Raw genomic sequence first — 26,314 nt, forward strand, 5'->3', positions numbered from 1 at the left:
GATGGTGATTCACTTCTTCTTGGCAGCTTTCAATTGGCAACAAATGCAATGGCAGTGTCGATCAGCTTAGCCTCGCAAGGGTTTGAGAGTCAGTAAAATCTGCCGAGTTCGCCGGTAAAGTCTCGCAGGCAAAAGAAAACCCGCACCAGGCGGGTTTTCTTGTTCAGGCGGCTTGCAGTTGCCGGTCCATCGACTCGATGCATTCACGCATCTGCTCGCGGCACTGGGCAATCAGCAGGGGCATGTCGTCCAGGCTCAATCCGGCGGTAGGAATCGCCGGTAACGAGCGAATCAGGATTTTCCCGCTACGCCAGCGGTTCAATCGCATGTGTTTGACGTAACTGCTGACACACACCGGCACGATGGGTACCCCGGCGGCAATGGCCATCTGGAAGGCGCCTTTCTTGAAGGGCAGCAACTCCTCACCCAGGTTGCGCGTGCCTTCCGGGAACACCCAGATCGAGGTGTCTTTGTTTTGCAGGGTGTGGGTGGTGGTCAACATCGACTTGCGCGCCTTATGCGCATTGCCGCGGTCGATCAGCACATTGCCGGCCAGCCAGAACAGCTGCCCGAACAGTGGCACCCATTTCAGGCTCTTTTTGCCGATGCACACGGTACGGCGGGGCACCACGTTGCCAAACACGAACAGGTCGTAGTTGGACTGATGATTGGCGATGATCACGCAGCTGTCAGGTTTATCCATCAACGGCCCGACATCGGTCTTCACCCGCAAACGCAAAATACACATGGCCGGCCACGCATACAGGCGTGCGCACAGGCGGCTGTTGTCCGGGTTGAAAGGCCGGCACAGGCCGAGGATTACACCCAGCACACCCGCCACGATAAAATGCAGGCCCATCAATGACATACGGAACAAAAACAGCATTTACAGGCCCCACTGGGACAAAAGGTGGCGCAGTGTACGGATGTGCACTGTTTTCGGCAATTGCTGCCAGAGTAGTGAGAGATAGCCGATGTTTGTGCTGATGTTTCCGACTGATGGGTCAGACGCGATCTAGAGCGGTTACATATGTTTAATCAGGACAACCACGAAAAAGCCCGACACGACGGCCGGGCTTTCGTTGCAGCAGATCAGGGCTTAACCCAAATGCTCCTGGTCCTGGATGATCGCGTTGTCCAGGGCCTCCAGCAGTGCTTTGCGCACTTTCAATTTGGTGTTCTTGTGCGCGGTCATGTTGATCTTCTTCAACTGACGAGCCGCCGCCAGTGCCGTGCCTTGCAGCTCTTCAGCCGACACCACGACATCCAGGAAACCGGCAGCCACGGCGCCTTGTGGATTGAACATCTCGCCATTGACCACCGAGCGCTGAAGCGCCACTTTGTTCAGGCGGTCACGGGCGATCTCGATGCCCGCGTGGTGCATGGTCATGCCGATCTGCACTTCGTTCAAGCCAATGCTGAACGGACCGTCTACGCCGATGCGATAGTCGGCCGACAACAGCAGGAACGCACCCTTGGCCACCGCGTGCCCCGGGCACGCCACGATCACCGGGAAGGGGTGCGACAGCAGGCGGCGGGCCAGGGTCGAGCCGGAGGTCACCAGTGCCACGGCTTCTCTAGGGCCCGCCGTCATCACCTTCAAGTCATAACCGCCAGAGAGAATGCCCGGCTGGCCGGTAATGATCACCACCGCACGATCAGTCACTGCCCGATCCAGCGCAGCGTTGAACTCGGCAATCACATCCGGGGAGATGGCATTGACCTTGCCATTGCTCAAGGTCAGGGTCGCGATACCGTCTTCGAGATGGTAGGAAATCAACTCACTCATGACGCTATTCCTTTCAATAAAGTTGGGCAGACGTTACCCACCGCCGCAGGCCAGGTAAAGCGCCGTGACTGACCCGCCAGTCACCCTTTGCCCGCCCACCAGGCGCAGCCCGCCGCGCCTGCTGCGCATTCCCCTCTATATAGAAGAGGGCACGAAGCCGGAGATTGGCCGGTTTGCCATGGCCCGGAGGGAGCGCAAACGCTGAATCGCGTTAACCGCATGAAAATTCTGAAAAAAATGTTTGCCATCGGAAAAGCTTTCGACTACATTAGCGCGCCTCGACAGACAGAACATGTTTGAAGAGATACGGTGAAGTGTCCGAGTGGCTTAAGGAGCACGCCTGGAAAGTGTGTATACAGGAAACTGTATCGAGAGTTCGAATCTCTCCTTCACCGCCACATTCAGTAAACACAAACCCCTGATTTTCCTAGAGAGAGTCGGGGGTTTGTGGTTTTTTGCGTCTGAAAAAAGTCGATATGGGAACAATAAGCAGCGTACCTCCTTACGCAACTCTCAGAGTTTGCCTACAACTTCAGCGAGACCCACCGGATATTCTTGTAACCGCCCCAAACAAATCTGAACCTCAGACACGAAAACGCCGCTTTCCTGTTGCTGGGTAAGCGGCGTTTTCTTCGAACGTGTTGAAGGGTCGCTTCATGCATCAGCGATGTCATTAGCGGCTACCCCGGCCACGCTGGAGTGGGCGCGTATCGAGTCCTTGCTCGGCGCAGCAGGCGCCAGAACCATTGAAGGCAATGGATCGCGAGTACGTTTTGAACTCAATGGCGTGGTGGCCACCTTTCACCGTCCCCACCCCGACAAAGAAGCCAAGCCCTACCAGGTGCGTGACGCTCGGGTTTTCCTTGAACAAGCAGGAGTTACGCCGTGAACGTGATGAATTACAACGGCTATGCAGCCAGAATTGAGTACAGCGATGAAGATGGCCTGTTTGTCGGCCACATTGCAGGTATCAAGGATGTTGTTGGGTTTCACGGCGAGTCAGTCCAGGAGCTTCGAGCGGCGTTCGAAGAGGCCGTCACTGACTATCTGGAAACGTGCGCCAAGCTCGGACGTGCACCGCAGAAACCCTATTCGGGCAATCTGAGTCTGCGTCTGGCCCCCGCACTGCATGCAACGGTCGCGGTAAAAGCGCAGTTAGCTCACAAGAGTATCAATCAGTGGGTCGCCGACGTGCTTGATCGCGAAGCGCATGCCTAAGGTTGTGTTATTTGTTCACTGCGGTATCTGATCAGGTGTGACTGCGGAATCGGACTGCTGCAATGGCATCAGTGCTTTTGCAAAGAAATGGCCAAGCTCACTGGCCTGCACCGCATTCATTTTTTACATGTGCAAAATCGTGGCAAAAAAAGCCACTACGTCAGCTCAAACCGCTCTTGCGCATAATCCTTACCTGCCAGGGTAAGTTCAAAAATGGTGGCGCCGAACGTACCCCGAGTCACTTTTTGATTCACAAGACGTTTAGCCTGGAGTTGCTTCAGACCCTCTTCAACTTCCAACTTGCTGAGTGAGACCAGCTTGCAAATCGAGTCCAGGTTTGCAACTTTTCTGAAGTTTGCGTGATAGGCCAAAGCTTCCATCAGCAACGTTTGGTTATCTGTCAGCTGTGGAAACTGTGGGTTGTTCTTTTTGTAAATTTTTCGCTCTATCTCATGTAGCTCGCCGTAGGCTCCGTCGTTGCTGCGGTAGTAGTAAATCACTAACGTCAGGGTGCTGACGAAAGCCCCGATAATCGTCAGTAGCGACCAGTTCGGCATTGGCGTTTCCAGCTGAAGCCAGCTCCATGTGCGTAGCAGCCAGCCCTTGATCTCCGCCAACAGCGTCAGCTCGAAGTAAGTGTCGAGCAGCTTTGTGGCAATGATCAGGGCAATAAGGAAGCCCGCAGCCGAGTAGGCCATAGCCTTGCAAGTGAACGGGGAATGATTGCCTTCTGCCGCCATGCTGATGGTCTCCAGCGCAGGGAACCGATCTTTCAGCATAGCAGCAGGGCACTCTGGCATTGGCCACGCAAGCAGTGAACAAGGCGAGCCGGCTGTTAGACTGTCTGGATTCTTCGAATGGAATCGACATCATGCTCCCTCCTCGCGCCAGTTTTCGTGGTACCGCCAGGTTCATAGTGACTGTGTGGATGGTCGCCCTGTCATCACTGGCCCTCGCTTCCGCTCCTGCAACCTTTCCCGACGCCGAAGCCAGCGACCCCGCCAGGCTGGGCTGGATGGTCGGGTCTCCACCTCCCGCTGATCGCACTGTGCGTTTTGAAGACGGCAGCTATTTCCGGTTTCCGGCAATGCGCTGGAGTGTCTCGAATTTCCGGCAACTGATGCCGACGATCAATGTTTCGCGTGGGCTTGGTTCGCCTGTTCCCTTGGTATCCACGTTGCGCGACGACATCGACACGATCAGTTTCGTCCCCCTTGATGCCCAGCTGCCTATGACCTGGGAGCAATCCCTGGCGGCTACCTACACCGATGGCATTGTGGTGATGCACCGCGGGAGGGTCGTCTACGAGCGTTATTTCGGTGTGTTGAAGGCGGACGGTCAACACGCCGCGATGTCGGTGACCAAGTCTGTGGTCGGCACGCTGGGCGCCATGTTGGTGGCGCAGGGACGTATCGACGCTGGTAAACGGGTTGACGAATATGTACCGGAGTTGAAGGACTCCGCGTTTGCTAGCGCCACGGTACGGCAGGTGCTCGACATGACGACGGGCCTCAAATACAGCGAGGACTACGCGGACCCGGATGCCGAGGTCTGGGCCCATGCCAGGGCAGGCAGCCCGTTGCCAAAACCCAAGGGTTATGACGGCCCTCGCAGTTACTACGAGTTTCTGCAGACGGTGCAACCACAAGGCGAGCACGGCAAGGCGTTTGCCTACAAAACCGTCAACACCGATGTGCTGGGCTGGGTCATTGCCCGTGCCACCGGACGCAATGTGGCGCAACTGCTGTCGGAGCAAATATGGAGCCGATTGGGCGCCGAACAGGACGCCTATTTCACCGTGGACTCCATCGGCACGCCGTTCGCCGGTGGTGGCCTGAATACGGGGTTGCGGGATTTGGCGCGGTTTGGCGAGATGTTGCGTAACGGCGGTCGGTTCAATGGTCAGCAGATCGTGCCTGAGGCCGTGATTGACGATATCCGTGCCGGCGCTGATAAACAGGCTTTTGCCAGGGCGGGGTACACATTGCTCAAAGACTGGAGTTACCGGTCGATGTGGTGGGTGACGGACAAGGAGGGCGGGGCGTTCATGGCGCGCGGGGTTCACGGGCAACGTATCTATGTCGACCCGAAGGCCGAGATGGTCATCGTCCGTTACGCATCACACCCGGTGGCCAGTAACTCGGCCAATGATCCCGTGACATTGCCGGCGTTTGATGCGCTGGCTGAATATCTGAAAAGGAATAAACAGCAATGATCACCACCACAACCCACTCCATTGAAGGCCGGCAAATTACCGCCTACCTGGACATCGTCAGCGCCGAGTCAGTGCAAGGGATCAACGTTGTTCGTGACGTGTTCGCCGGGATGCGCGACATTTTCGGCGGGCGCTCCCAGACGCTGGAGCGAGCGTTGAAGGAAGCACGCATTCAGGCCACCGATGAGATCAAGGAGCGGGCGCAGGCGCTTCAGGCGGACGCGGTGGTGGGGCTTGACTATGAGATCAGCATGCCGGCCGGCAAGGGCGGAATGGTCGTGGTGTTTGTGACCGGGACAGCGGTCAAGTTGCGATGAGGGATCGCAGCCATTCGTCGGTCACATGGAAATTCGAACGGAAAGTCCATTAGTGACCGGCTAGTCTGAAAAACCTTGGCGGTCGATATTTTTCAGGCAAAGGGCTTGCCGGTGTCGATCCCGCTCTTTGAAAGGGGTGAAGAGATGGCTGATCCGTATATCGAGGACGATGGCGCAGAGTTTCCGATCAACAATTGCGTGCAGTGTGGCCAGACCCAGTATGTGGCCAGTTTCGGCGAAGACCAGACAGAGGTCGACAAGATCAAGACCAGGGCGTGCCGGGTCCTGAAGGGCAAGTTCCTGCCCAAGGTGACAGCACCGGTCAGGAAGTAGGCGAACGCAGGCAGACCCCGTCATTGAACGGGGTTTTTCATGGCTGAAAGGGTTTTGTGACGGGTTTTTTAAAGTGGAGATCTTTCACAAACTTTTCACAACAACCTCCGTAGTCTCGACTCATCCGTTAGAAAGCAACACCTGGCCCGTTTCCCCAGCGGGCTTTTTTTTGCCTGTCGTAAAACCTTTTCCAAAATAGCTGTCCAACCGTCGCCAATCGCGAAGTTGGACCGGCGTGCTGGACTCTATCCGCGCAAAAGCATTCAATCTCGCCCCCTTTTTGTGTACCCCTATTTTTTGAGGTTTTTGTCATGCGTTTAACACTGCCTGCTCTGGTTCTGGGGCTTCTGGTTGCTCAAGGTGCAATGGCCGGTGACGGTACTGCCGCGCTGGGTGGTGGCTTGGGCGGCGCATTGGGTAACGTGGTCGGCCAGAAGATGGGCGGCAGCACTGGCGCAGTGATCGGTGCGGGCGTTGCTGGCGCGGCGGGTAGCGCAGTTGCCGCCAAAAAAGGTCATCGCACCAGCGCTGCCATCGGTGGCGGTGTCGGCGCAGCCGGTGGTTCGGTGATTGGTAAAAGCCTGGGTGGCAAGTCCGGTGCCACCATCGGCGCAGGCCTGGGCGGTGCCTTGGGCGGCGGCGTAGGCAGCAACCTGGCCAACGGTCACAAGCGTCACTGATGCTGATCCAGATTTGAAAAAGCCCGGCCGTATGCCGGGCTTTTTCATATATGAACGATTCCCGCCGCAGCGGCTCAAATCTTCCATACCCCTGAAGAATGCGAGGCGCGCCATGAACTCCAAAACCGACGGCAAACAGAACGCAAGCCCGATGACTCGACGATTGATGTTGCCTGCGATTGTTTTTGGATTGCTGCTCTCCCAGGTGGCGCTGGCAGGCGGTAATGGAGATGCTGCGGTGGGCGGCGGTCTTGGTGGGGTGCTGGGCAACGTGGTCGGCGGCCAGGTGGGTGGCAGTACTGGCGCAGCGATTGGTGCGGGTGTCGGCGGAGCGGCCGGCAGTGCTGTTGCCGCGCCCAAGCACAATCGCACCGAAGCGGCGGTAGGCGGTGGTTTGGGTGCGGCGGGCGGATCGGTGGTCGGCAACAGTCTTGGCGGTTCGACCGGATCGGCCATCGGTGCCGGTCTTGGCGGTGCAGCCGGCGGTGCGATCGGCAATGATCTGGGGGATGACAGTGGCCATTCCCATTCCGGTGGCGGACATAAACACTCGAACAAGCACCACAAAAAGCATCACTGATTGAGTGAGGCAAACCATGACGCTGGAATCCGAAGGCACGGAAGACAAAGACCCAAGCGGACAGCCATCCATCAACGATCCCGGCAATGAAGATCCGGGATCGCTGATGGATGATGCGACGGTGCCACTTAACGATGCTGATGACGCAGGCGATGTGGGGAATATCGAGTTTGATGATGAGGAAGAGGACGAAGACTGAATCCTGTTGCCGAATCAACCGATCGTCTACCTGGTCGAACGCGTCCATCGTGCAGTCCTCGATATGTCATGACCTGCGCTTGAGGTCAGATGAGAGGTGCGATATGAACACTGATCCAAAGGCCTTCGACGATGATGAAACTCCGGAATATCCGCTGCCGTCACCTACCGATTCCTTGAGCCGCGACCAACGACCGCCGGACGACGATGCTGGCGTGGAGCAAGTGCCGGGCGACGAGAGCGACGAGAATCTCGAGGCAGATCCGCACGATCGACGCGATGCAGATACCGATGGCTCGGGAGAGCCGGCTACTTCGAAGCGGCGGTGAGGGCATCCGGGTCCTTAATGCTTCCTGAGCGAATCGAGCCGAGGGGGTCGCCCGATCCCAGCGGATCCACCCACCCCGTCGGGTTGCGGGTGAACCGATACGGGTTCAACCCACCGCCCGGCCTGAGCGGATCCGGTGTCAGGAAACGACCGAAGTCCGGATCGTAATAGCGATGCCGGTTGTAGTGCAGGCCACTCTCAGCGTCGAAGTATTGCCCCTGAAACCGTAAGGGTTGTTCGAGCCGTTCGCGGCTCGACTCACGGAGTTTGCCGTGGGCGGTGTATTTGGCCGACCAGACGATCGCACCGCCGTGCCCGGTCAGTTCCTGCGGGGTGCCGAGGTGGTCGAGTTGATAGTAGTAAGGGCAGGCGTGTGCCCGGCCTTTGCCGTCGAGCAGCGCCAGCGGGTGGAAGCTACCGGGTTCACCGGGTTCACTGCGTTCGTAGACGTAGCTGCGGTAGTGCCGGGGGCCGCTTTCGGCGATCAGCCGATCGTCTTGCCAGAAGTATTGCGTGGTGTAGCCGTCAACCGTTTTCCGGATGCGCCGGCCAAAAGCGTCGTAGCGATAGCTGACATTTTTACCGTCCGGAGGGCTGACGCCGATCAGGCGGTGCTGGCTGTCGTAGGTGTATTCGGTAACCTGGGGCGGCAGGCCGCGGCGTTCGCGGATCAGATTGCCGAAGGCGTCGTAGTCATAGTAGCTGTCGTCACTGCGCTGCAGGCGGTTGCCCTGGAAAACACAGGGGCCGGGACGCTCGTGGATCAGCAGGTTACCCGCCGGGTCGTGGGTGAAGTGCTCTGCGGACTGGTCGCGGGCGTGACGTACATCAGTCAGGCGATCGAGCGCATCGTATTGATAGCGGCGTGAACCGTGGCGGCTGTCGGTAACCTTCAAGAGGTTTCCCTTGGCGCTATAGGCATACTCGCGGCGGTACAGCGGTCGTTGTTTTTGGTTGATCACATGGGCCTGCAAACGGCCCTGCTCGTCGTAGGCGTATTCGCTGAGCAGAAGGCCCTGTTGGCGCTGCTGTTCGCGCCCGCCGACAAAACGATGGCGGGTCAGGGGTGTGCCGTTGAGGTCGATGGCCGTGAGGGCGCCTCCCTTGGCGTGGTGGTAGACGAGGATACAGGCGTCCGGCAGGCGCAGGCACTTGAGCCGACCGCAGACGTCGTAGTCGTAACGCAGGGTGCCCCAGCCCTGATGCTCGGTGATCAGTCGGTCCTGAAGATCGTATTCGAACCGCAACGGAGAATCCCGGTCGTCATCGACGCTGACCAGTCGCCCGAGCGTGTCGTAGCGGTACTCGAGCCGGACCCCATCGGATAAGGTTTTGACCCGTAACCGCCCGGCGCTGTCACGCTGATAGCCGGTAACCCGTTGCGAACCGTCGTCGCCAAACTCGGTTTTCATCAGCAATTGGCCATTGAGGTCGTAGCTGTAGGTGGTACAACGTCCATCGAAGGCTGTTTCCTGTCGGATCAGTCCTCCCGGGGTGTAGTCCAGGCGGTAAGTGTCGCCCACCTCGTTTTCGATCTCGGTCAGCAACAATTGCGCATGGTCGTAGCGGTACTTCAGCGCGCTGCCGTCGGGGTTGATCCGACGACTGATCACGTGCAGGTCGTCGGCGTATTCGTAACGGGTTACCCGTCCCAGTTCGTCGGTCTCCGCGGTGATCCGGCCGTAGGCATTGTAGCGCCAGGCACGGCAGGCCCCCATGGGCAGCGTGGTCCGGCTCAGTCGACCGACGGCGTCCCACTCATAACGGGTGATGGCACCGTGTTCGTCCTGCCCGGTAATCCTCCGCCCCAACGCATCGTAGGAAAACATGCGCTGAGAACCATCGGGCAAGGTTTCTTCCAGCAATTGTCCCAGGGCGTTCCAGGCAAACCGTTGAATGCTCTGGTCTGGAAACCGGATCGTCAGCAAGCGCCCCAGCGAGTCGTAGCAATACTGGGTGATCTGTCCGTCGGGATCGGTGACGACAGTGATGTCTCCCTGGGCATTGCGCTGGTAACTCCACGTCGCCCGACCGCGGGTGCGGGCGTGCAGGAAACCGTAGCGATACTTGTAGGACGTGGCCGCCTCATCCGGCGCAAGCAGCGTGATCAGTCGACCGGCCTCGTCATAATGGTATTGGGTGACGGCGCCGAGGGCGTCCTGCTCGAAGATAAGCCGGCCCAGATTGTCGTAGGCCTTGTGTTGCTCGCCGCCGTCCAGTCCGATCTGGCGCACCAATCGCGCGTATGGGTCATGAACGTAAACCTCCTGGCTGCCGTCGGCGTTGTTCACCGTCACGGTGCCTTGATCGTCCCAGACGTAACGCGCCTCCATCTGCGCAAACGAGGCCCAATGATGGACGCAGCGGGCGGTCTTGCCGGAGCGTTCCCACGCCCAGAAGAAACTCGCGCCGCCCGCCAGTTGCCGTTGCAGGATCACGTGCTGCTCGTCGTAGTCATAACGCTCGCTTTCACCCGCCGCGTTGGTCACCTCGCCCAGACGCTGGCGGGCGTCGTAGCGGTAGCTGGCCAGTGTCTGTTCGGTGCGCCAGGTGTGCGCCTCGGGCCCGCAGCGCTGAAACACCTGATAGTCGACGGCCACCAGGTGCTTGAGGTCATAACGCAACAGCAAGGCACGGTCAGCGCCGTTGTCCAGGCGCTGGATCCGCTCAAGGCCGTCCCGCTGTACCGTCAGGCGGTTGTCGTAGGCGTCGCTGATCACGGTCAGTCGGCCATCGCGGAAATGAAAAAAACGCCCCGCGTCGCCGGCCTGGGCGAGGATCAGTTCGCCCGGTTCTTCGCCGAGGTAAATCGCCGCCCGTGACAGTCTGTTACGGATCAACGGGCGCGCCGTCGTCGGCCATGGAAATGCCGTGCGGTGGTTTTCGGCGTCGATCCACAGCACTTGCTCGCCGTGGAATTCCAGATGCTGGCACAGCGAGTGCCGCCAGCCGAAACCGAGCCCGCTGTCGAGTTCGACGGCACGGGTGCGATAGAGGCGGGTGAAGTCGAACGGCAAGATCCCGTCGAGGGTGCCGTCCGTGAGGGCCAGCGATACTTCACCGGTGACCATCGACACCGGGCCGTTGCGGGGGGCGGTGCGCTCGATGCTATCGATACAGGCGGCGAACCTGTGCACTTGTGTCAGGGGACCGCTGGCGTGACAGGCCAATACCTTTTGGGGATCGAACATCTGCAGACTTTCGCTTGGCGGAATGTAGGACGTGAGACTCTGCGGAGGATCTTCAAGGAAAGAAGTCGGGAAAGTTGGCGTTTGATGTAGGGCGAATCGCTAAATCACGAGAGCCATTCGGCGTGGATCGGGATTTCCTCGTTGCTCTGAGACGGCCGCGCTCGTTATGCTGCTGAATCCTTTAATCCATTCGGGTGCGGGCCTCACCTGCGCCGCCCGGGATGCCTTGGAAAACGGATCAGATGCGATGAATGCACCGCTGAAAACATTCGGCCCGATCAAGGCCGTGATTTTCGATATGGACGGCTTGCTGCTGGACACAGAGGGCATCTACACCGAAGTCACGTCCATCATAGCCGCGCGTTACGGCCGAACGTTCGACTGGAGCATCAAGCAGAACATCATTGGCCGGGGTGCAGGGGATCTGGCGCGCTATGTGGTTGAAGCGCTCGACCTGCCGATTACCGCCGAAGAGTTTCTGGTGATCCGCGAGCCGCTGATGCGCGAGCGTTTTCCTACAGCGCAGGCGATGCCTGGCGCACAGGAACTGGTACGGCATCTGAAGGCCAACAACATCCCCATTGCCGTGGGTACCAGTTCTTCGAGCCAGTCGTTCGGCCAGAAAACCACCCTGCACCGCGACTGGTTCACCCTGTTCGACTTCATCGTCACCGCCGATGATCCCGAGGTGGGGGCGGCCAAACCGGCACCGGATATCTTCCTGACGGCGGCGCGGCGTCTGGGCGTCGCGCCCGAGGATTGCCTGGTATTCGAGGATTCGCCCTTTGGTGTCACCGCGGCGAAAGCGGCGGGGATGACGGCGATCGCGATTCCGGATGCGGCAATGGCCGACGCCAGGTACGCACACGCCGATGGCATTCTACGTACGTTGAAGGCGTTCGAGCCGGGCGCTTTTGGTTTGCCAGCGCTTGAGCGGGCCTAGCTGAAAAGACGGGGATGACTCTGGCAAATGTGGGAGCGAGCCTGCTCGCGAAAGCGGTGTTTCAGACAACATCAACGTGTCTGATACTCCCTCTTCGCGAGCAGGCTCGCTCCCACAGTTATTGCAGTTGACAGATATGCATCAGGCGCCGAAGCCGCCGTCGATGGTCAGGCTGGCCCCGGTGATGTAGCCGGCTTCCGGGCTGACGAGGTAGGCGACGAAGCTGGCGATCTCTTCGGCCTTGCCGTAACGGCCCACGGCCATCAGCGGGATCAGGCTCTCCGCAAAGTCACCCTCGGCCGGGTTCATGTCGGTGTCGACCGGACCCGGCTGCACGTTGTTGATGGTGATGCCTTGCGGGCCGAGGTCACGGGCCAGGCCTTTGGTCAGGCCGACCAGCGCCGATTTGCTCATGGCGTACGGGCCGCCACCGGCAAAGGGCATGCGGTCGGCGTTGGTGCTGCCGATGTTGATGATGCGACCGCCTTCAGTCATGTGTTTGGCGGCGGCCTGGGTGGCAATGAACACGCTACGTACGTTGATGGCCAGGGTCTGGTCGAAGTCTTCGAGTTTGAACTCGGCCAGCGGTGCGACAGCCAGTACGCCTGCATTGTTGACCAGGATATCCAGGCGACCGAAGGCCTCCACCGTGGCGGACACGGCGCCGCGGATCGCGTCGGCGTCAGCGCTGTCGGCCTTGATGGCCAGGGCTTTGCCGCCTGTAGCGGTGATGCTGTGTTGCAACTCTTCAGCCTTGGCTGTCGAGCTGACATAAGTGAAGGCAACGGTCGCGCCTTCAGCGGCCAGGCGCTTGACGATGGCTGCACCGATACCGCGGGAACCACCTTGAATCAATGCCACTTTGCCGCTGAGGTTCTGAGTAGTCATGTCGATCTCCAAGTCCCGAGGCGAGATGTCCCGGTTGATGGAGGCTAGTATCGATTCAGGATTACGAGCTGTGTAGACCCTAATTGCGATAGTCTGTGTAAACCAAAAGTTTATAGTGGCGCCTATGGAAACCTTCAGCAGTATCGAATGCTTTGTGCGCAGCGCCGAGGTCGGCAGCTTCGCCGAAGCGGCGCGACGCTTGAGCCTGACACCGGCGGCGGTGGGCAAGAGCGTTGCCAAGCTTGAGGCGCGCCTGGGCGTCAGATTGTTTCAGCGCAGCACGCGCAGCCTGACGCTGACCGAGGCCGGTCAGTTGTTTCTCGGCGAAGTCAGCACCAGCCTGCACACCATCCAGAATGCCGTGGCCAACCTCGCCAGCGCCGGTGGGCAGCCAGCGGGTACATTGAAGGTCAGCATGGGGACGGTATTCGGTTGCCTGTACATAGTGCCGATGCTCGGCGAGTTTCTGCGGCGATTCCCGGCAATCAACCCGGACTGGCACTTCGACAACCGCCAGGTCGATCTGATCGGGCAGGGGTTCGACGCGGCCATCGGCGGCGGCTTCGAATTGCCCCAGGGCGTAGTCGCGCGCAAGCTGAGTCCGGCGCATCGGGTATTGGTGGCTTCGCCGGATTACCTGGAGGCACATGCATCAATCACCGAGCCGGACGACCTCAAGCACCACGACGGGATCCTGATCCGCTCGCCGCAAACCGGTCGCGTGCGCTCCTGGCAGTTGACCCATCGCAATCAGCAACACAGCCCGTTGACGCTCAAGGCGCGGATGACCATGAGCGATTCCGAGGCCGCCTGCGTCGCCGCCGCACAAGGTCTGGGCATTGCGCTGGTGAGTATGCCGTTCGCCTCGGGTTTCCTTGAGGTGGGCAGGTTGCAGCGGGTGTTGCCGGACTGGTACATCGACGACGGCTACACCTCCATCTATTACGCCGAACATAAACTGCTGCCCGGCAAGACCCGGGCGTTTGTCGATTTCATCATCGAGCAGTTTGCCGAGCGGGGGCTGGGGCAGAGGTTTAGTGCGGTTTGAGCAAGTCTTGAAACCGAGGGGCGGCCATCGCGAGCAGGCTCGCTCCCACATTGGATCTGTGTGGGAGCGAGCCTGCTCGCGAAGGGGGCGCCGCGGTCTACCGGGCAAACCGCCCCGGCCAGCCAATGATGTTTTTCGGCCGTGGCGTCGCATAGGTCCGCACCTTCGAGGTCGACAACCCCAGCCGCACCAGCGATTCGGCAATGGTCACCGCCGCCGTCACCCCATCCACCACCGGTACCCCGGTACGCCGGCGAATCTGCTCGTCCAGCCCGGCCATGCCACCGCAACCGAGGCAAATCACTTCGGCCTTGTCCTGGGTCACTGCCAGTTCGGCCTGATGCACGATGGCTTCCAGTGCGCGTTGCGGTTCATGTTCCAGCTCCAGCACCGCCAGACCACTGGCCCGTACCGAGGCGCAACGATCCCACAGGCCGGAGAGCTTGAGGCGGTCTTCGATCAGCGGCACGGTGCGGTCGAGGGTGGTGACTACGGAATAGGCGTGACCGAGAAACATCGCCGTGCTGGCGGCGGCATCGGTGATGTCCACCACCGGCACGTTGAGCAGTTCCTGCAAGCCTTCACGACCGTGTTCGCCGTAGCCGGCCTGGATCACCGCGTCGAACGGCTGGTCATAGGACATCACCCGGTCCATGACCGCGATGGCCGCCAGGTAACTTTCGAAGTTGCCCTCGATGGAGTCGGCGCCGAAGTGCGGGGTGAGGCCGACGATTTCCGTGCCGGGCGATGCGACGGCCTGTGCCGAGCGGGCGATGGCCTGGGTGATGGATTCGGTGGTGTTGACGTTGACCACGAGAATGCGCATGGGGAGTCCTTATTGCGGATGGTTCTGCGGCCCGACTGTGCCGGGCCGCCATGGAGTTAATGGCTGACGTTTTCGACCGCGATGGCTTCGCCGCTGACATCGGCGTAGTGCGCTTGGCGCTTTGCGATGATCAGGTAGAGCATTCCGGCGATGCCGGCACCAATCAGCCAGGAGAACGGCGACACGCTGTGGAACCCCGGCACCAGGGCCAGGACGATGGCGATCAGGGCAGCGGGAATGAACGCCGCCACCGCGCGCAAATTGACCCCCCGGCTGTAGTAATAAGGGCCGTTGGGGTCTTCGCTGTACAACTGCGGCACGTTGACCTGGCCTTTTCGTACCAGCCAGTAGTCGACCATGATCACGCCGTACAACGGGCCGAGCAGGGCACCGAGGCCGGACAGGAAGTACACGATCACCAGCGGGCTGTTGTAGAGGTTCCACGGCAGGATCAGCACGGCGATGGTCGCGCTGATCAGTCCGGCGCGACGGAATGTCAGGTACTTCGGCGCCAGGTTACTGAGGACGAACGCCGGGGCGACGAAGTTGGCCATGATGTTCACCGCCACGGTGACGATCAGGAACGCGAGGCAACCGAGTACCAGGAAGAAGGTGTTGGGGATCGAGGCGATGATTTCGGTCGGGCTTTCGATGATCCGGCCGTTGATCTGGAATTGCGCACCGCACAGCAGGACAGTGATGCCGGCAAACACCAGGATATTCACCGGCAAGCCCCAGAAATTTCCGACCTTGATGGTCTTGCGGCACGGTGAAGAGCGGGCGAAATCGCAGAAATTGAGGATCAAGGTGCCGTAGATCGCCAGCCACAGTGCGCCACCGGCAAAGATATTGCGCCACATCTCGCCACCGGTCAGCGGCTCTCGGATCGACCAGGCAATGGTCGCGTTGGCCTGGAAGTACATCCACGCGGCGAGGGCGGCGACGGTCAGCAGAATCACCGGGCCGGCAAACGCCTCGTAGCGCCGCACCATCTCCATGCCATAGGCCAGGATCGCCAGTTGCACGAACCAGATCGCGACGAAACACACCCATCCCAGGGTCGACAGACCGAGGATCGAGTCGTGGTCGTAGTCGGCGAACCCGGGATGGATCGCCGTCAACAGCACGCGAAAGACGACGGACGCGAGGTACGTCTGAATGCCGAACCAGGCGATGGCGATCACGGCGCGGATCAACGCGGGAATCTGCGCTCCGTGAATGCCGAAACTGATCCGGCTGATGACCGGAAACGGAACCCCGGTCTTTTGTCCCATGTAGCCGGACAGGTTCATGAAGCAATACACCAGCGCCGCTCCGATCCCCAGGGACAACAGGATCTGCCAACCGCCCAGGCCCAGGGCATACAGGCCGATGGCAAAGGAGTAGTTGGCAATGTTGTGAACGTCGTTGGTCCACAAGGCAAAGATGCTGTAGCGGCCCCAGCGCCGGCCTTCGGCCTTGGTCGGCGCCAGGTCCTTGTTGTGCAGTCGGGGACTGAGCACCACGGGGGAGTGATGTGCCGGATTGTCGGCGGTGTGGGTGGAATGGGGGGAGGGTAGATCCAGCGCGATATTGTTATTGGAGAGACTAGTACGCATTCCGGCAGGCTCCTGATGCTCGACGCCGCGATGACTGTGCATGAGCCTTGGCTCGACAAATCTTCGTCGCGGGTGGCGAATATCATTGGTTACGGGGCATCTGCAGCCTGTACGGGATAGGGCGCTTCAGGCTTGCGGATCTAAAGTGTGTGTATGTTTTGAAGTGATTGTATACAAAACATGTATGCACTTAAGCCAGATCCATGCCAGCCGAGCGTTCTATGAACGGCGCTGTTCATTTCGTTTTGTTATGGCTTTTCGCCAAGCCATTGAAAAAATGACAATATAAATTGACCGATTGAACAGGTATTTATTTTGAATGGGGGATTCAGGAGGGCCTGGCTGCGCACGGCTGAGGCAGGAATGTAACTTTTTGGGGCGCAGAAACTAAAAGTGCACACACAAATGGCACCTATGGTGACAATCGTGTGTACACATTTTTTGAGGCTGCAGATAGCACTGTAGGAGCGAGCCTGCTCGCGATGAACCCGAGAACGCAGCGGGGTATCAGGCACCCCGCGTTATCGTTGACGACCATCGCGAGCAGGCTCGCTCCTACAGTGGGCTTACGCTTTGGACTTGCTGATGATGTTCCCCGCGTGCAACCCGCATTCCTTCTGCGTCGCTTCTTCCCACCACCAGCGGCCTTCGCGCTCATGCTGGTTCGGCAGTACCGGGCGGGTGCAGGGTTCGCAGCCGATGCTGATGAAACCGCGTTCGTGCAGGCTGTTGTAAGGCAGTTCCAGCATGCGGATGTAACCCCAGATTTCTTCGCTGGTCATTTGCGCCAGCGGGTTGAACTTGTACAGGGTACGTTCCGGGGTGGAGAACGCGGTGTCGATTTCCATCACCGCGACGGCGCTGCGGGTGCCGGGGCTCTGGTCCCGACGCTGGCCGGTGGCCCAGGCTTTCACGCCAGACAGCTTGCGGCGCAGCGGTTCGATCTTGCGGATGCCGCAGCATTCGCCATGGCCGTCCTTGTAGAAGCTGAACAGGCCTTTTTCCTTCACGAAGGGTTCGAGTTTGGTGTAGTCCGGCGACACCAGTTCGATGTCGATCTTGTAGTGCTCGCGCACCTGATCGATGAAGCGGTAGGTCTCGGGGTGCAAGCGGCCGGTGTCGAGGCTGAACACCTTGACGTTCTTGTTCAGCTTCCAGGCCATGTCCACCAGCACCACGTCCTCGGCACCGCTGAAAGATATCCACAGGTCATCGCCGAACTCGGCAAACGCGAGTTTCAGGATGTCCTGGGCGGATTTGTTGGCATAGGTCGTGGCGAGTTCCACGACGTCGAACGTTGGGCTCATCAGGGCGGCTTCCTACAGGTCGGTGGCGCTGGGCGCTCTATATGGGGCCGATGGTAACAAAAAGCTGCATGGGCCGGGGCATCCTCTGCGTTGCGCAGGCAGGCCCGAGTCGCTAGAGTTCGGCAATCTTTTTGCTCGCTCGACTCAATAAACAATACAAATGGGAGTGTCTTGTGGAAATTGCCTGTCTGGATCTTGAAGGTGTGCTGGTCCCGGAAATCTGGATCGCCTTCGCCGAAAAAACCGGGATCGAATCCCTCAGGGCCACCACCCGGGACATTCCCGACTACGACGTGCTGATGAAGCAACGCCTGCGGATTCTCGACGAGCACGGCCTGAAGCTCTCCGACATTCAGGAAGTGATCGCCACGCTCAAGCCGCTGGACGGCGCCATCGAGTTCGTCGACTGGCTGCGCGAGCGCTTCCAGGTGGTAATCCTGTCGGACACCTTCTATGAGTTCTCCCAGCCGTTGATGCGCCAACTGGGCTTCCCCACCTTGCTCTGCCATCGACTGATTACCGACGACAGCGGACGAGTTACGGGCTATCAACTGCGTCAGAAGGATCCAAAGCGTCAGTCGGTCCTGGCCTTCAAGAGCCTCTACTACCGGGTGATCGCGGCAGGGGATTCCTACAACGACACCACGATGCTGGGCGAGGCCGATGCCGGGATTCTGTTCCATGCGCCGGATAACGTGATTGCCGAGTTCCCGCAGTTCCCGGCGGTGCATACGTTTGAAGAGCTCAAACAAGAGTTCATCAAATCTTCGAACCGCACTTTGAGCCTGTAAACCCGATCCCTGTAGGAGCTGCCGAAGGCTGCGATCTTTTGATTTTGTTTTTTAAAGGCAAGATCAAAAGATCGCAGCCTTCGGCAGCTCCTACAGGTTTTGCAGGGTCTCGAGCAACACCTTCACCTTGGTGATCGATTCCTGATATTCGGCCTGCCACTCGGAATCCGCGACTATCCCGCCGCCGCCCCAGCAACACACCTGCCCATCCTTGACCAGCAAACTGCGGATGGCGATGGAGCTGTCCATCTCGCCGCGCACGTCCAGGTACAGTAACGAACCGCAATACAGGCCGCGTCGGGTCGGCTCCAGTTCGTCGATGATCTGCATCGCGCGAATCTTTGGCGCGCCGGTGATCGAACCGCCGGGAAAGCTGCCGGCGATCAGGTCCAGAGCGTCGCGATCATCGGCCAGTTCACCGGTGACGCTGCTCACCAGGTGATGCACGTTCGGGTAACTTTCCAGGCTGAACAGCTCCGGCACCCGGACCGAGCCGATGCGGCAGGTCCGGCCGAGATCGTTGCGCAGCAGGTCGACGATCATCAGGTTTTCCGCGCGGTCCTTGGGGCTGGCCAGCAGTTCGGCGGCGTTCGCGGCGTCTTGCTCAGGCGTAATGCCCCTGGGCCGAGTGCCCTTGATCGGGCGGGTTTCCACATGGCGCTGGCTGACTTTGACGAAACGTTCCGGCGACAGGCTGAGGACGGCATTGCCGTCAGGCAAGCTCTGGAAGCCGGAAAAGGGCGTCGGGCACGCTTCGCGCAACGCGCAGTAGGCGGCCCACGAGTCACCCTGGCAGGGCGCGCGAAACCGTTGGGCGAAATTGACCTGATAACAGTCACCGGCCTGAATGTACTGCTGGATGCGCTCGATGGCCTGTTGATACTGGTCAGCGCTCAAGTCGGCGGTCATCGGGGTGAGCAGTTTGAAGGGAGCGACCACTTCAGGTGCCGGTTGGCTGAACAGCTCGATCAGGCGCTGACGCTCGCTGTCGGGCAGGGTCGGGTGGAACACCAACTGGCTGGTCAGCACCAGGTGATCGCTGACCAATGCCCAGCCGTACAGGCCGAAACGCGCGTCGGGCAGATGCAGGTCGTCACTGGCCTGGCTCGGCAGGCGCTCCAGATGTCGGCCGAAGTCGTAACTCAGGTAGCCGATCAACCCACCGGCAAACGGCAACTCATAAGGTGCCGGCAAGGAGGCTTCGCCGAGGCGTGTCAGGTTATCGCGCAGGCGTTGCAGGAAAGCCTCGCCACTTTCGTCGGGCGATACCGTCAATTGTTCCAGCGGCCAGGCGCTGAGCAGGTCATAGCGGCCGCGGTCGGCGCTGGGGCGGCCGCTGTCGAGCAGCACGGCGCCGGGGGCATGGCGAATCGCCGCGAAGTAGTGGGCGGGGTTGGCGCGATAGGGCAGCGGGTGTACGGAGCAGGTCAACATGGGCGGGGGAGATCAGCCATCGAGGCGGGGTGGCGATTGTAGTCCCCTCGGAGAATTGCTCCTAGAGGGGGATGTGTAGTGTAGGAGCGAGCTTGCTCGCGATGGACGTGAACGATGACGCTGGGAGCCTGACACCCCGTGGCGCTCTCTGGTCCATCGCGAGCAAGCTCGCTCCTACAGGAGAAGGGCCTCAGCCCTCGACCGCAGGAATATGCCCAAACATCTCCTGCACGAACGCCACGCGCTCTTCGACCGTTTCGGTCGTGCCACGAGCCTTCAGGTCTTCCAGCCGTGCTTCCACCGCATGAGTACGCAACGTCAGCCCGCAGTCATTGGCAATCTGGATATTCAGCCCCGGCCGGGCGTTGAGCTCAAGGATCAGCGGGCCTTTTTCCTGGTCCAGGACCATGTCGACACCGATGTAGCCCAGCCCGCACAACTCATAACAGCCAGCGGCGAGTTTCATGAAACCGTCCCAATAGGGCAGTTGCACGCCATCCACCGCGTTGGTGGTGTCCGGGTGTTTGTTGATGATGTTGTTCAGCCAGGTGCCGCGCAGGGTCAGGCCGGTGGCCAGGTCCACGCCGACGCCGATGGCGCCCTGGTGCAGGTTGGCCTTGCCGTTGGACTGGCGCGTCGGCAGGCGCAACATGGCCATCACCGGGTAACCCATCAAGACAATGATGCGGATGTCCGGCACGCCTTCGTAGCTGATGCTCTTGAAGATCTGGTCCGGAATCACGCGGTATTCGATCAGCGCCCGGTCGCGGTGACCGCCCAGGGAATACAGGCCGGTCAGGATGCTGGAAACCTGGTGCTCGATTTCTTCATGGCTGATGATCCGGCCGGACACCGTGCGATAACGCCCTTCGAAGCGGTCGGCGATGACCAGGATGCCATCGCCGCCAGCGCCCTGGGCCGGTTTGATCACGAAGTCACTGCGACCGCCGATGATCTCTTCGAGATTGTCGATTTCCTTCTCGGTGGAGATCACGCCATAGAGCTCGGGCACATGGATGCCCGCGGCGATAGCGCGCTCCTTGGTGAGGATCTTGTCATCGACGATCGGGTACAGGCTGCGCTTGTTGTACTTGAGCACGTAGTCTGCGTTGCGCCGATTGATCCCCATGATGCCCCGGGCTTCCAGGGCCTTCCAGGTCTTCCAGAAGCCGAACATCAGGCGTCAGCCTTTTTCAGGAAGGCTTTGAAACGCACCAGTTCGGTCAGGCGGTAGCCGCGATAACGACCCATGGCCAGCATGAAGCCCACCAGGATCAGCAGGATCGCCGGGAACGTGAACACGAAGTACACCAGTTCCGGCACGCTCATGATCAGGTGCGCCAGGGACGCGGCGAACAGCGTGCCGATGGCCACTTTCATGGCATGGCCACCGCCGCGCTCTTCCCAGGTGATCGACAGGCGTTCGATGGTCATGGTCAGGATCACCATCGGGAACAGCGCCACCGACAAGCCGCGTTCCAGGCCGAGTTTATGGCTGAGCAGGCTGATGGCCGCGATCAGCACCACCACGAAGGTCAGTACCACCGACAGCCGCGGCAGCATCTGCAGTTTCAGGTGTTCGAGATAGGAGCGCAGCGACAGGCCCAGCGCCGTGATGATGGTAAACAGCACGATACCGAAGCCGAGCTGGGTTTCGCGGAAGGCCAGGGCGATCAGTACCGGGGTGAAGGTGCCGAGGGTCTGGATGCCGATCAGGTTGCGCAGGATCAGGATCACCAGCACGCCGATCGGGATCATCACCATGATCATGAAGGTCTGCTGGGTTTGCAGCGGCAGGCCGTACAACGAGTACTCGAGGAAGTTGGCGTCGGTGTTTTCGTCGGTCAGCTTGGCCAGGCGAATGGCGTTCATTTCGCTGTTGTTCAGGCTGAAGGTCACGTTGGCCTTCTTGCCACCATCGACGGTGATCAGGTTTTCGTCGCCGGTCCACCACAGCAGGCGGTCGGTCGGCAGCCCTTGCTCACCGGTTTCCGGGTTGAAGTACAGCCAGTCGGTGCCATTGAAACTGCGCAGCCACAGTTCCGGTGTTTGCGGCTGGTCGGCCACCAGGCGGATGGTGTGGACCTTCTCGATCGGTACGTGGGCGATGGACAGCAGCAGCTCGACGGTTTTCGCCTTGTGCGCGGTGGATGGATCACCGGCCAGCAACAGTTTCACGTTGTCGTCGTTGAGGTTGTTGACCCGCTTGATGGCTTCGCCGACGAAGGTTTCGACGTCGGCCGAGTGCTGGCGAATCGGTGCGAGCAGGGCCTCGGCGGCGATTTTTTCCGGGCCTTCGATGGTGATGCTGTCGCGAAAGGTCGGGCCTTTGATCTTGGCCTTCTCGCCGGAATAACGCTTGGTCAGCACCAGGCGGTAGTACAGCGTCTGATTGCCTTTGGCCCGGCGTGCCGACCAGGTGACCTTGCGGTTGCCGTCGACCCGGTTCACGGCCACCCCGTAATTATTGGAGATGAAGCTCTCGTTGAGGCTGACGAAGTCGCGGCTTAGCGGTGGCACAAACATCTGGATCTTGACCGGATCCTTGGCGCTGGCGACGAACTCGACCTTGGCGTCGATGTTCCACAGGTCGTCAGTGGCGTCTTCGGTCACTGGGATGCCCAGCACGAAGATCTGATAGGCCGTAACTGAAATGCCCAGCACCACCAGGATGGCGATCAGCAGTTTCAGATGAAGGGTAAGAGAGCGCATTTGAATTACTCGGCGGTATGAGCGTCGGTGGTGCAGGCGGGTTTGCCGGCAGCATATTTAAGGCTGGGGTCAACCAGTGCATCGAAACGCTTGAGCGCTTCGGAGCCAATCAGGAGCGGGTATTGGAACGCGCTACGGTCGGTCAGGTTCACTTCGATGCTGCGCAGGGCCGAGCCCATGCAGATGTCCAGTTCGATCACGGGGCGGGCGGTGTACTTCTTGCCTTCCTCGGGATCGTAGTCGCCGGCCCGGCGCTTGATCTTGCTGACACGGGCCAGCGGGCGTTCGATCGGATGCGAATGGGCGGCGTCGATGGCCAGGTAAAACCGCACCCAGGATTCGCCGTTGCGTTTGAAGCGCTTGATGTCCCGTGCACTCAGGGAAGCGGTTTTTGCCCCGGTGTCGAGTTTGGCCGCCACTTCCAGGTCGATGCCATTGAGCGATGCGTACTCATTCAGGCCATACACAGTCTTTTCCCCGGCCATTGCGAACCCGGGCAGGCAAAGTAAATAAAGGAAAGCAGGGAAGGGCTTGAGTCTCATAAATCCTGGTGCGCAGCGGTCCGACTTGATTCAAGGCCCTGGCATCGCTGCGCAAGCTCCCTCGTATGCCTGGCAGGTTTTTATGACAGGCAGTGCAGATGTGACAAACAAATGCGGCGGCATTCTAGCACGGTGGTCTGATGGCGCCAGCGCTGGCGGGTGGCTATAAACCAGCGGATTGCTTCGTTATGGTGCAACCGGTTATCAGAAGATTGTCGACAATATCGATTTAACCTTTGACTGCGCTCCCGGTATTCGTTAGTTTTTGCGGCATTGGCTCACAAGGTGTCGACAATATGCTGGATCAACTCGATCCCCCGGTTTCTACGCAAGACGATACGGAGACACTTTCCGAGAACGTCTTCCGCCGCATTCAGGCGGCTATCGTCAAAGGCGAGATCGCGCCGGGCAGCAAAATCTCCGAACCGGAGCTGGCGCGTACCTACGGCATCAGCCGTGGCCCGTTGCGCGAGGCCATCCATCGCCTGGAGGGCCAGCGCCTGCTGGTGCGCGTGCCGCATGTCGGCGCGCGGGTGGTGTCGCTCAATCATGCCGAGCTGCTTGAACTGTACGAAATCCGCGAATCCCTGGAAGGCATGGCCTGTCGCTTGGCCGCCGAGCGCATGAGCCTCGAAGAAATCGACGAGCTGCGTCGGGTGCTGGAAACCCATGAGCGTGATGAGGCATTCCAGGCAGGTCGCGGCTACTACCAGCAGGAAGGCGATTTCGACTTCCATTATCGAATCATCCAGGGCAGCGGCAACCGCACGCTGACCCAAATGCTCTGCGGCGAGCTCTATCAATTGGTGCGCATGTACCGCATCCAGTTTTCCACCACGCCCAATCGCCCGCACCAGGCGTTCGCCGAGCACCACCGCATTCTCGATGCCATCGCCGACCGTGACGGTGAGCTGGCCGAGTTGTTGATGCGCCGTCACATCGGCGCCTCCAAACGCAATATCGCCCGTCATTACCAGGACGGCGTCAACCCGACAGCCAAACGAGGTGAGTCATGAGTTTGAACAAGAGCACACCAGGCCAGCGTTTCCGCGATGCGGTCGCCAGCGAACATCCACTGCAAGTGGTCGGCGCAATCAATGCCAACCATGCGCTGCTGGCCAAGCGCGCCGGTTTCAAGGCGATCTACCTGTCGGGTGGCGGGGTGGCTGCCGGCTCCCTCGGCTTGCCTGACCTGGGCATCACCGGCCTGGATGACGTGCTGACCGACGTGCGCCGTATCACCGACGTCTGCGATCTGCCATTGCTGGTGGACGTGGACACCGGTTTCGGTTCCTCGGCGTTCAACGTCGCTCGTACCGTCAAGTCGATGATCAAGTTTGGCGCGGCGGCGATTCACATCGAAGACCAGGTTGGCGCCAAGCGCTGCGGCCACCGTCCTAATAAAGAGATCGTGACCCAGCAGGAAATGGTCGACCGCATCAAGGCCGCCGTCGATGCCCGTACCGACGACAGCTTCGTGATCATGGCCCGTACCGACGCCCTGGCGGTGGAAGGCCTGGAGTCTGCCCTGGATCGCGCCGCTGCGTGCATCGAGGCCGGCGCCGACATGATTTTCCCGGAAGCCATCACCGAACTCGACATGTACAAGCTGTTCGCCAGCCGCGTGAAAGCGCCGATCCTGGCCAACATCACCGAATTCGGCGCGACCCCGCTGTACACCACCGAGCAACTCGCCGCTGTCGACGTGTCGCTGGTGCTGTACCCGCTGTCGGCTTTCCGCGCCATGAACAAGGCCGCGGAAAACGTCTACACCGCACTGCGCCGCGATGGCACGCAGGCGAATGTCATCGACACCATGCAGACTCGTATGGAGCTTTACGATCGCATCGACTACCACACCTTCGAGCAGAAGCTCGATGCGTTGTTTGCCGCGAAGAAGTAACGAACACCTTGTACCTGTGGGAGCGAGCCTGCTCGCGAAAGACGTCAACGATGACGCGGGAAGCCTGATACCCCGCGGTGTGCCGTCCACCATCGCGAGCAGGCTCGCTCCCACAGAAGAGCAATGAGTTTCCCCTAAAAATTTCAAAAAATTGGAGACAGCAATGGCCGAAGCAAAAGTACTCAGTGGCGCCGGGCTCCGTGGCCAGGTAGCCGGGCAAACCGCACTGTCCACCGTGGGCCAGTCGGGTGCCGGTCTGACCTATCGTGGTTATGACGTACGTGAACTGGCGGCTGACGCACAGTTCGAAGAAGTCGCCTACCTGCTGCTGTACGGCGAACTGCCGAGCAAGGCGCAACTGAACGCCTACATCGCCAAGCTGAGCAAGCTGCGTGACCTGCCGCAAGCGCTGAAAGAAGTGCTCGAGCGCATCCCCGCCGACGCCCACCCGATGGACGTGATGCGCACGGGCTGCTCGTTCCTGGGCAACCTGGAGCCGGAGAGCAATTTCTCCGAGCAACACGACAAGACCGACCGCCTGCTGGCTGCATTCCCGGCGATCATGACTTACTGGTATCGCTTCAGCCACGAAGGCAAGCGCATCGATTGCGTCAGCGACGAGCAGTCCATCGGCGGCCACTTCCTGCACCTGCTGCATGGCAAGAAGCCGAGCGAGCTGCACGTCAAGGTGATGAACGTTTCGCTGATCCTCTACGCGGAGCACGAGTTCAACGCGTCGACCTTCACCGCACGTGTTTGCGCATCGACCCTGTCCGACCTGTATTCGTGCATCACCGCGGCCATCGGCTCGTTGCGCGGCCCGCTGCACGGCGGCGCCAACGAAGCGGCGATGGAAATGATCGAGCGTTTCTCGTCGCCGGAAGACGCGATCAAGGGCACCCTCGGCATGCTCGAGCGCAAGGACAAGATCATGGGCTTCGGCCACGCGATCTATAAGGACAACGATCCGCGCAACGAGGTGATCAAGGGCTGGTCGAAAAAACTCGCCGACGAAGTGGGTGACAAGGTGTTGTTCCCGGTCTCCGAAGCCATCGACAAGACCATGTGGGAGCAGAAGAAGCTGTTCCCGAACGCCGACTTCTACCATGCCTCGGCGTACCACTTCATGGGCATCCCGACCAAGTTGTTCACACCGATTTTCGTCTGCTCGCGCCTGACCGGCTGGGCTGCACACGTGTACGAACAACGCGCCAACAACCGCATCATCCGTCCAAGCGCCGAATACACCGGCGTTGAACAGCGCAAGTTCGTGCCAATCGAACAGCGCTGAATGGTGGGAATGCCTGCACAGGTCACTGAATGAACCGGTGGCCCTGTAGGAGCTGCCGCAGGCTGCGATCTTTTGATGTTGCTTTTTGAAGATCAAAAGATCGCAGCCTGCGGCAGCTCCTACAGAGGTCCGCGCTCAACTCAGAAACTGTGCCAGGCCCCACCTTTTGTAACTACCGTGAC

At 59.9% G+C, this 26,314-nt stretch carries 27 protein-coding genes and 1 tRNA gene; 16 read left to right on the forward strand and 12 right to left on the reverse strand.

Features of this window, described 5'->3' with window-relative positions; genetic code table 11:
• Positions 1 to 163: 163 nt before the first annotated feature.
• On the reverse strand, positions 164 to 886 hold the full coding sequence (locus tag AC3WJW_RS11765; RefSeq protein ID WP_104449791.1) for a lysophospholipid acyltransferase family protein: 723 nt from the start codon (positions 884 to 886) through the stop codon (positions 164 to 166).
• Positions 887 to 1,099: 213 nt separating this feature from the next.
• Positions 1,100 to 1,789, reverse strand: coding sequence for a crotonase/enoyl-CoA hydratase family protein (locus AC3WJW_RS11770; protein ID WP_102702387.1), 690 nt, complete (start codon positions 1,787 to 1,789; stop codon positions 1,100 to 1,102).
• A 308-nt stretch (positions 1,790 to 2,097) separates the two neighbouring features.
• Here AC3WJW_RS11770 and AC3WJW_RS11775 point away from each other — a divergent pair.
• The 3 genes from AC3WJW_RS11775 to AC3WJW_RS11785 all read left to right on the forward strand — a co-directional run bounded on the left by AC3WJW_RS11775 (position 2,098) and on the right by AC3WJW_RS11785 (position 3,007).
• A tRNA-Ser gene (locus tag AC3WJW_RS11775) sits at positions 2,098 to 2,187 on the forward strand.
• 269 nt (positions 2,188 to 2,456) lie between these two features.
• The gene (locus AC3WJW_RS11780) at positions 2,457 to 2,678 is read left to right on the forward strand and encodes a type II toxin-antitoxin system HicA family toxin (RefSeq protein ID WP_493726111.1); all 222 of its coding nucleotides are present in this window, start codon (positions 2,457 to 2,459) and stop codon (positions 2,676 to 2,678) included.
• Positions 2,675 to 3,007 carry a type II toxin-antitoxin system HicB family antitoxin gene (locus AC3WJW_RS11785; RefSeq protein WP_008017639.1) on the forward strand — a complete coding sequence of 111 codons (333 nt, stop codon included), beginning with the start codon at positions 2,675 to 2,677 and terminating at the stop codon, positions 3,005 to 3,007. The genes AC3WJW_RS11780 and AC3WJW_RS11785 overlap by 4 nt, the downstream gene beginning before the upstream one ends.
• Positions 3,008 to 3,162: 155 nt before the next feature.
• Here AC3WJW_RS11785 and AC3WJW_RS11790 read toward each other — a convergent pair whose 3' ends face one another.
• Positions 3,163 to 3,747 carry a hypothetical protein gene (locus AC3WJW_RS11790; protein ID WP_493726112.1) on the reverse strand — a complete coding sequence of 195 codons (585 nt, stop codon included), beginning with the start codon at positions 3,745 to 3,747 and terminating at the stop codon, positions 3,163 to 3,165.
• Between the two features lie 188 nt (positions 3,748 to 3,935).
• Here AC3WJW_RS11790 and AC3WJW_RS11795 point away from each other — a divergent pair, with 188 nt between their 5' ends.
• The 7 genes from AC3WJW_RS11795 (at position 3,936) to AC3WJW_RS11825 (ending at position 7,659) form a co-directional block, all read left to right on the forward strand.
• Positions 3,936 to 5,222, forward strand: a complete 1,287-nt coding sequence (locus AC3WJW_RS11795) for a serine hydrolase domain-containing protein (RefSeq protein WP_493726113.1) — start codon at positions 3,936 to 3,938, stop codon at positions 5,220 to 5,222.
• Entirely contained in the window at positions 5,219 to 5,539 is a 321-nt protein-coding gene (locus tag AC3WJW_RS11800) for a YbjQ family protein (protein WP_493726114.1), read from the forward strand. Before AC3WJW_RS11795 ends, AC3WJW_RS11800 begins: the two co-directional genes overlap by 4 nt.
• Before the next feature lie 144 nt (positions 5,540 to 5,683).
• Positions 5,684 to 5,872 carry a hypothetical protein gene (locus AC3WJW_RS11805; RefSeq protein WP_033047548.1) on the forward strand — a complete coding sequence of 63 codons (189 nt, stop codon included), beginning with the start codon at positions 5,684 to 5,686 and terminating at the stop codon, positions 5,870 to 5,872.
• 311 nt (positions 5,873 to 6,183) lie between these two features.
• Positions 6,184 to 6,552 carry a hypothetical protein gene (locus AC3WJW_RS11810; protein WP_015096085.1) on the forward strand — a complete coding sequence of 123 codons (369 nt, stop codon included), beginning with the start codon at positions 6,184 to 6,186 and terminating at the stop codon, positions 6,550 to 6,552.
• 112 nt (positions 6,553 to 6,664) lie between these two features.
• The gene (locus AC3WJW_RS11815; RefSeq protein ID WP_493726115.1) at positions 6,665 to 7,132 is read left to right on the forward strand and encodes a glycine zipper domain-containing protein; all 468 of its coding nucleotides are present in this window, start codon (positions 6,665 to 6,667) and stop codon (positions 7,130 to 7,132) included.
• 16 nt (positions 7,133 to 7,148) lie between these two features.
• Complete coding sequence (locus AC3WJW_RS11820; protein WP_015096083.1) at positions 7,149 to 7,331, forward strand: hypothetical protein; 183 nt, start codon at positions 7,149 to 7,151, stop codon at positions 7,329 to 7,331.
• Positions 7,332 to 7,434: 103 nt separating this feature from the next.
• Positions 7,435 to 7,659, forward strand: a complete 225-nt coding sequence (locus AC3WJW_RS11825; RefSeq protein ID WP_493726116.1) for a hypothetical protein — start codon at positions 7,435 to 7,437, stop codon at positions 7,657 to 7,659.
• On the opposite strand, the gene AC3WJW_RS11830 is transcribed toward AC3WJW_RS11825, so the two are convergent.
• Complete coding sequence (locus AC3WJW_RS11830) at positions 7,640 to 10,849, reverse strand: RHS repeat-associated core domain-containing protein (RefSeq protein ID WP_493726117.1); 3,210 nt, start codon at positions 10,847 to 10,849, stop codon at positions 7,640 to 7,642. The two genes, AC3WJW_RS11825 and AC3WJW_RS11830, sit on opposite strands and share 20 nt — an antisense overlap.
• A 247-nt stretch (positions 10,850 to 11,096) precedes the next feature.
• On the opposite strand from AC3WJW_RS11830, the gene AC3WJW_RS11835 reads away from it, so the two are divergent.
• Positions 11,097 to 11,792, forward strand: a complete 696-nt coding sequence (locus AC3WJW_RS11835) for an HAD-IA family hydrolase (protein WP_493726118.1) — start codon at positions 11,097 to 11,099, stop codon at positions 11,790 to 11,792.
• A 141-nt stretch (positions 11,793 to 11,933) separates the two neighbouring features.
• Here the strand turns inward: AC3WJW_RS11835 and AC3WJW_RS11840 are convergent, their stop codons facing one another.
• Positions 11,934 to 12,680 carry a 3-oxoacyl-ACP reductase family protein gene (locus AC3WJW_RS11840; protein ID WP_493726119.1) on the reverse strand — a complete coding sequence of 249 codons (747 nt, stop codon included), beginning with the start codon at positions 12,678 to 12,680 and terminating at the stop codon, positions 11,934 to 11,936.
• Positions 12,681 to 12,804: 124 nt separating this feature from the next.
• On the opposite strand from AC3WJW_RS11840, the gene AC3WJW_RS11845 reads away from it, so the two are divergent.
• Positions 12,805 to 13,728: a LysR family transcriptional regulator gene (locus tag AC3WJW_RS11845; RefSeq protein WP_493726120.1), complete on the forward strand. Its 924-nt coding sequence runs from the start codon at positions 12,805 to 12,807 to the stop codon at positions 13,726 to 13,728.
• Positions 13,729 to 13,825: 97 nt separating this feature from the next.
• On the opposite strand, the gene AC3WJW_RS11850 is transcribed toward AC3WJW_RS11845, so the two are convergent.
• The 3 genes from AC3WJW_RS11850 to AC3WJW_RS11860 all read right to left on the reverse strand — a co-directional run bounded on the left by AC3WJW_RS11850 (position 13,826) and on the right by AC3WJW_RS11860 (position 17,459).
• Complete coding sequence (locus AC3WJW_RS11850; protein WP_007988885.1) at positions 13,826 to 14,554, reverse strand: aspartate/glutamate racemase family protein; 729 nt, start codon at positions 14,552 to 14,554, stop codon at positions 13,826 to 13,828.
• 56 nt (positions 14,555 to 14,610) lie between these two features.
• Entirely contained in the window at positions 14,611 to 16,152 is a 1,542-nt protein-coding gene (locus tag AC3WJW_RS11855) for an NCS1 family nucleobase:cation symporter-1 (RefSeq protein WP_493726121.1), read from the reverse strand.
• Positions 16,153 to 16,718: 566 nt separating this feature from the next.
• On the reverse strand, positions 16,719 to 17,459 hold the full coding sequence (locus tag AC3WJW_RS11860; RefSeq protein WP_007971943.1) for a phosphoadenylyl-sulfate reductase: 741 nt from the start codon (positions 17,457 to 17,459) through the stop codon (positions 16,719 to 16,721).
• 173 nt (positions 17,460 to 17,632) lie between these two features.
• On the opposite strand from AC3WJW_RS11860, the gene thrH reads away from it, so the two are divergent.
• Complete coding sequence (gene thrH, locus AC3WJW_RS11865; protein WP_493726122.1) at positions 17,633 to 18,250, forward strand: bifunctional phosphoserine phosphatase/homoserine phosphotransferase ThrH; 618 nt, start codon at positions 17,633 to 17,635, stop codon at positions 18,248 to 18,250.
• A 90-nt stretch (positions 18,251 to 18,340) separates the two neighbouring features.
• Here the strand turns inward: thrH and pabB are convergent, their stop codons facing one another.
• From pabB to rloA, 4 genes are all read right to left on the reverse strand, one after another.
• The gene (gene pabB, locus AC3WJW_RS11870; protein ID WP_493726123.1) at positions 18,341 to 19,684 is read right to left on the reverse strand and encodes an aminodeoxychorismate synthase component I; all 1,344 of its coding nucleotides are present in this window, start codon (positions 19,682 to 19,684) and stop codon (positions 18,341 to 18,343) included.
• A 190-nt stretch (positions 19,685 to 19,874) separates the two neighbouring features.
• A complete protein-coding gene (locus AC3WJW_RS11875) occupies positions 19,875 to 20,861 on the reverse strand; it encodes an alpha-L-glutamate ligase-like protein (RefSeq protein WP_493726124.1) in 987 nt (328 codons plus the stop codon).
• Positions 20,861 to 22,396, reverse strand: coding sequence for an osmotic stress tolerance membrane protein RloB (gene rloB / locus AC3WJW_RS11880; protein ID WP_104449774.1), 1,536 nt, complete (start codon positions 22,394 to 22,396; stop codon positions 20,861 to 20,863). Before rloB ends, AC3WJW_RS11875 begins: the two co-directional genes overlap by 1 nt.
• Before the next feature lie 5 nt (positions 22,397 to 22,401).
• Positions 22,402 to 22,938 (reverse strand): retropepsin-like aspartic peptidase RloA, encoded by a 537-nt coding sequence (gene rloA / locus AC3WJW_RS11885; protein WP_085716837.1) that lies wholly within the window; start codon positions 22,936 to 22,938, stop codon positions 22,402 to 22,404.
• A 296-nt stretch (positions 22,939 to 23,234) separates the two neighbouring features.
• Between rloA and AC3WJW_RS11890 the strand changes: the two genes are divergently transcribed.
• The 3 genes from AC3WJW_RS11890 to prpC all read left to right on the forward strand — a co-directional run bounded on the left by AC3WJW_RS11890 (position 23,235) and on the right by prpC (position 26,132).
• Entirely contained in the window at positions 23,235 to 23,954 is a 720-nt protein-coding gene (locus AC3WJW_RS11890) for a GntR family transcriptional regulator (RefSeq protein WP_007971537.1), read from the forward strand.
• A complete protein-coding gene (gene prpB / locus AC3WJW_RS11895; RefSeq protein ID WP_007971535.1) occupies positions 23,951 to 24,841 on the forward strand; it encodes a methylisocitrate lyase in 891 nt (296 codons plus the stop codon). Before AC3WJW_RS11890 ends, prpB begins: the two co-directional genes overlap by 4 nt.
• Before the next feature lie 163 nt (positions 24,842 to 25,004).
• Entirely contained in the window at positions 25,005 to 26,132 is a 1,128-nt protein-coding gene (prpC, locus tag AC3WJW_RS11900; RefSeq protein WP_493726125.1) for a bifunctional 2-methylcitrate synthase/citrate synthase, read from the forward strand.
• Positions 26,133 to 26,314 lie beyond the last annotated feature (182 nt).

The organism is Pseudomonas sp. GW821-FHT07G06, assembly GCF_058986625.1.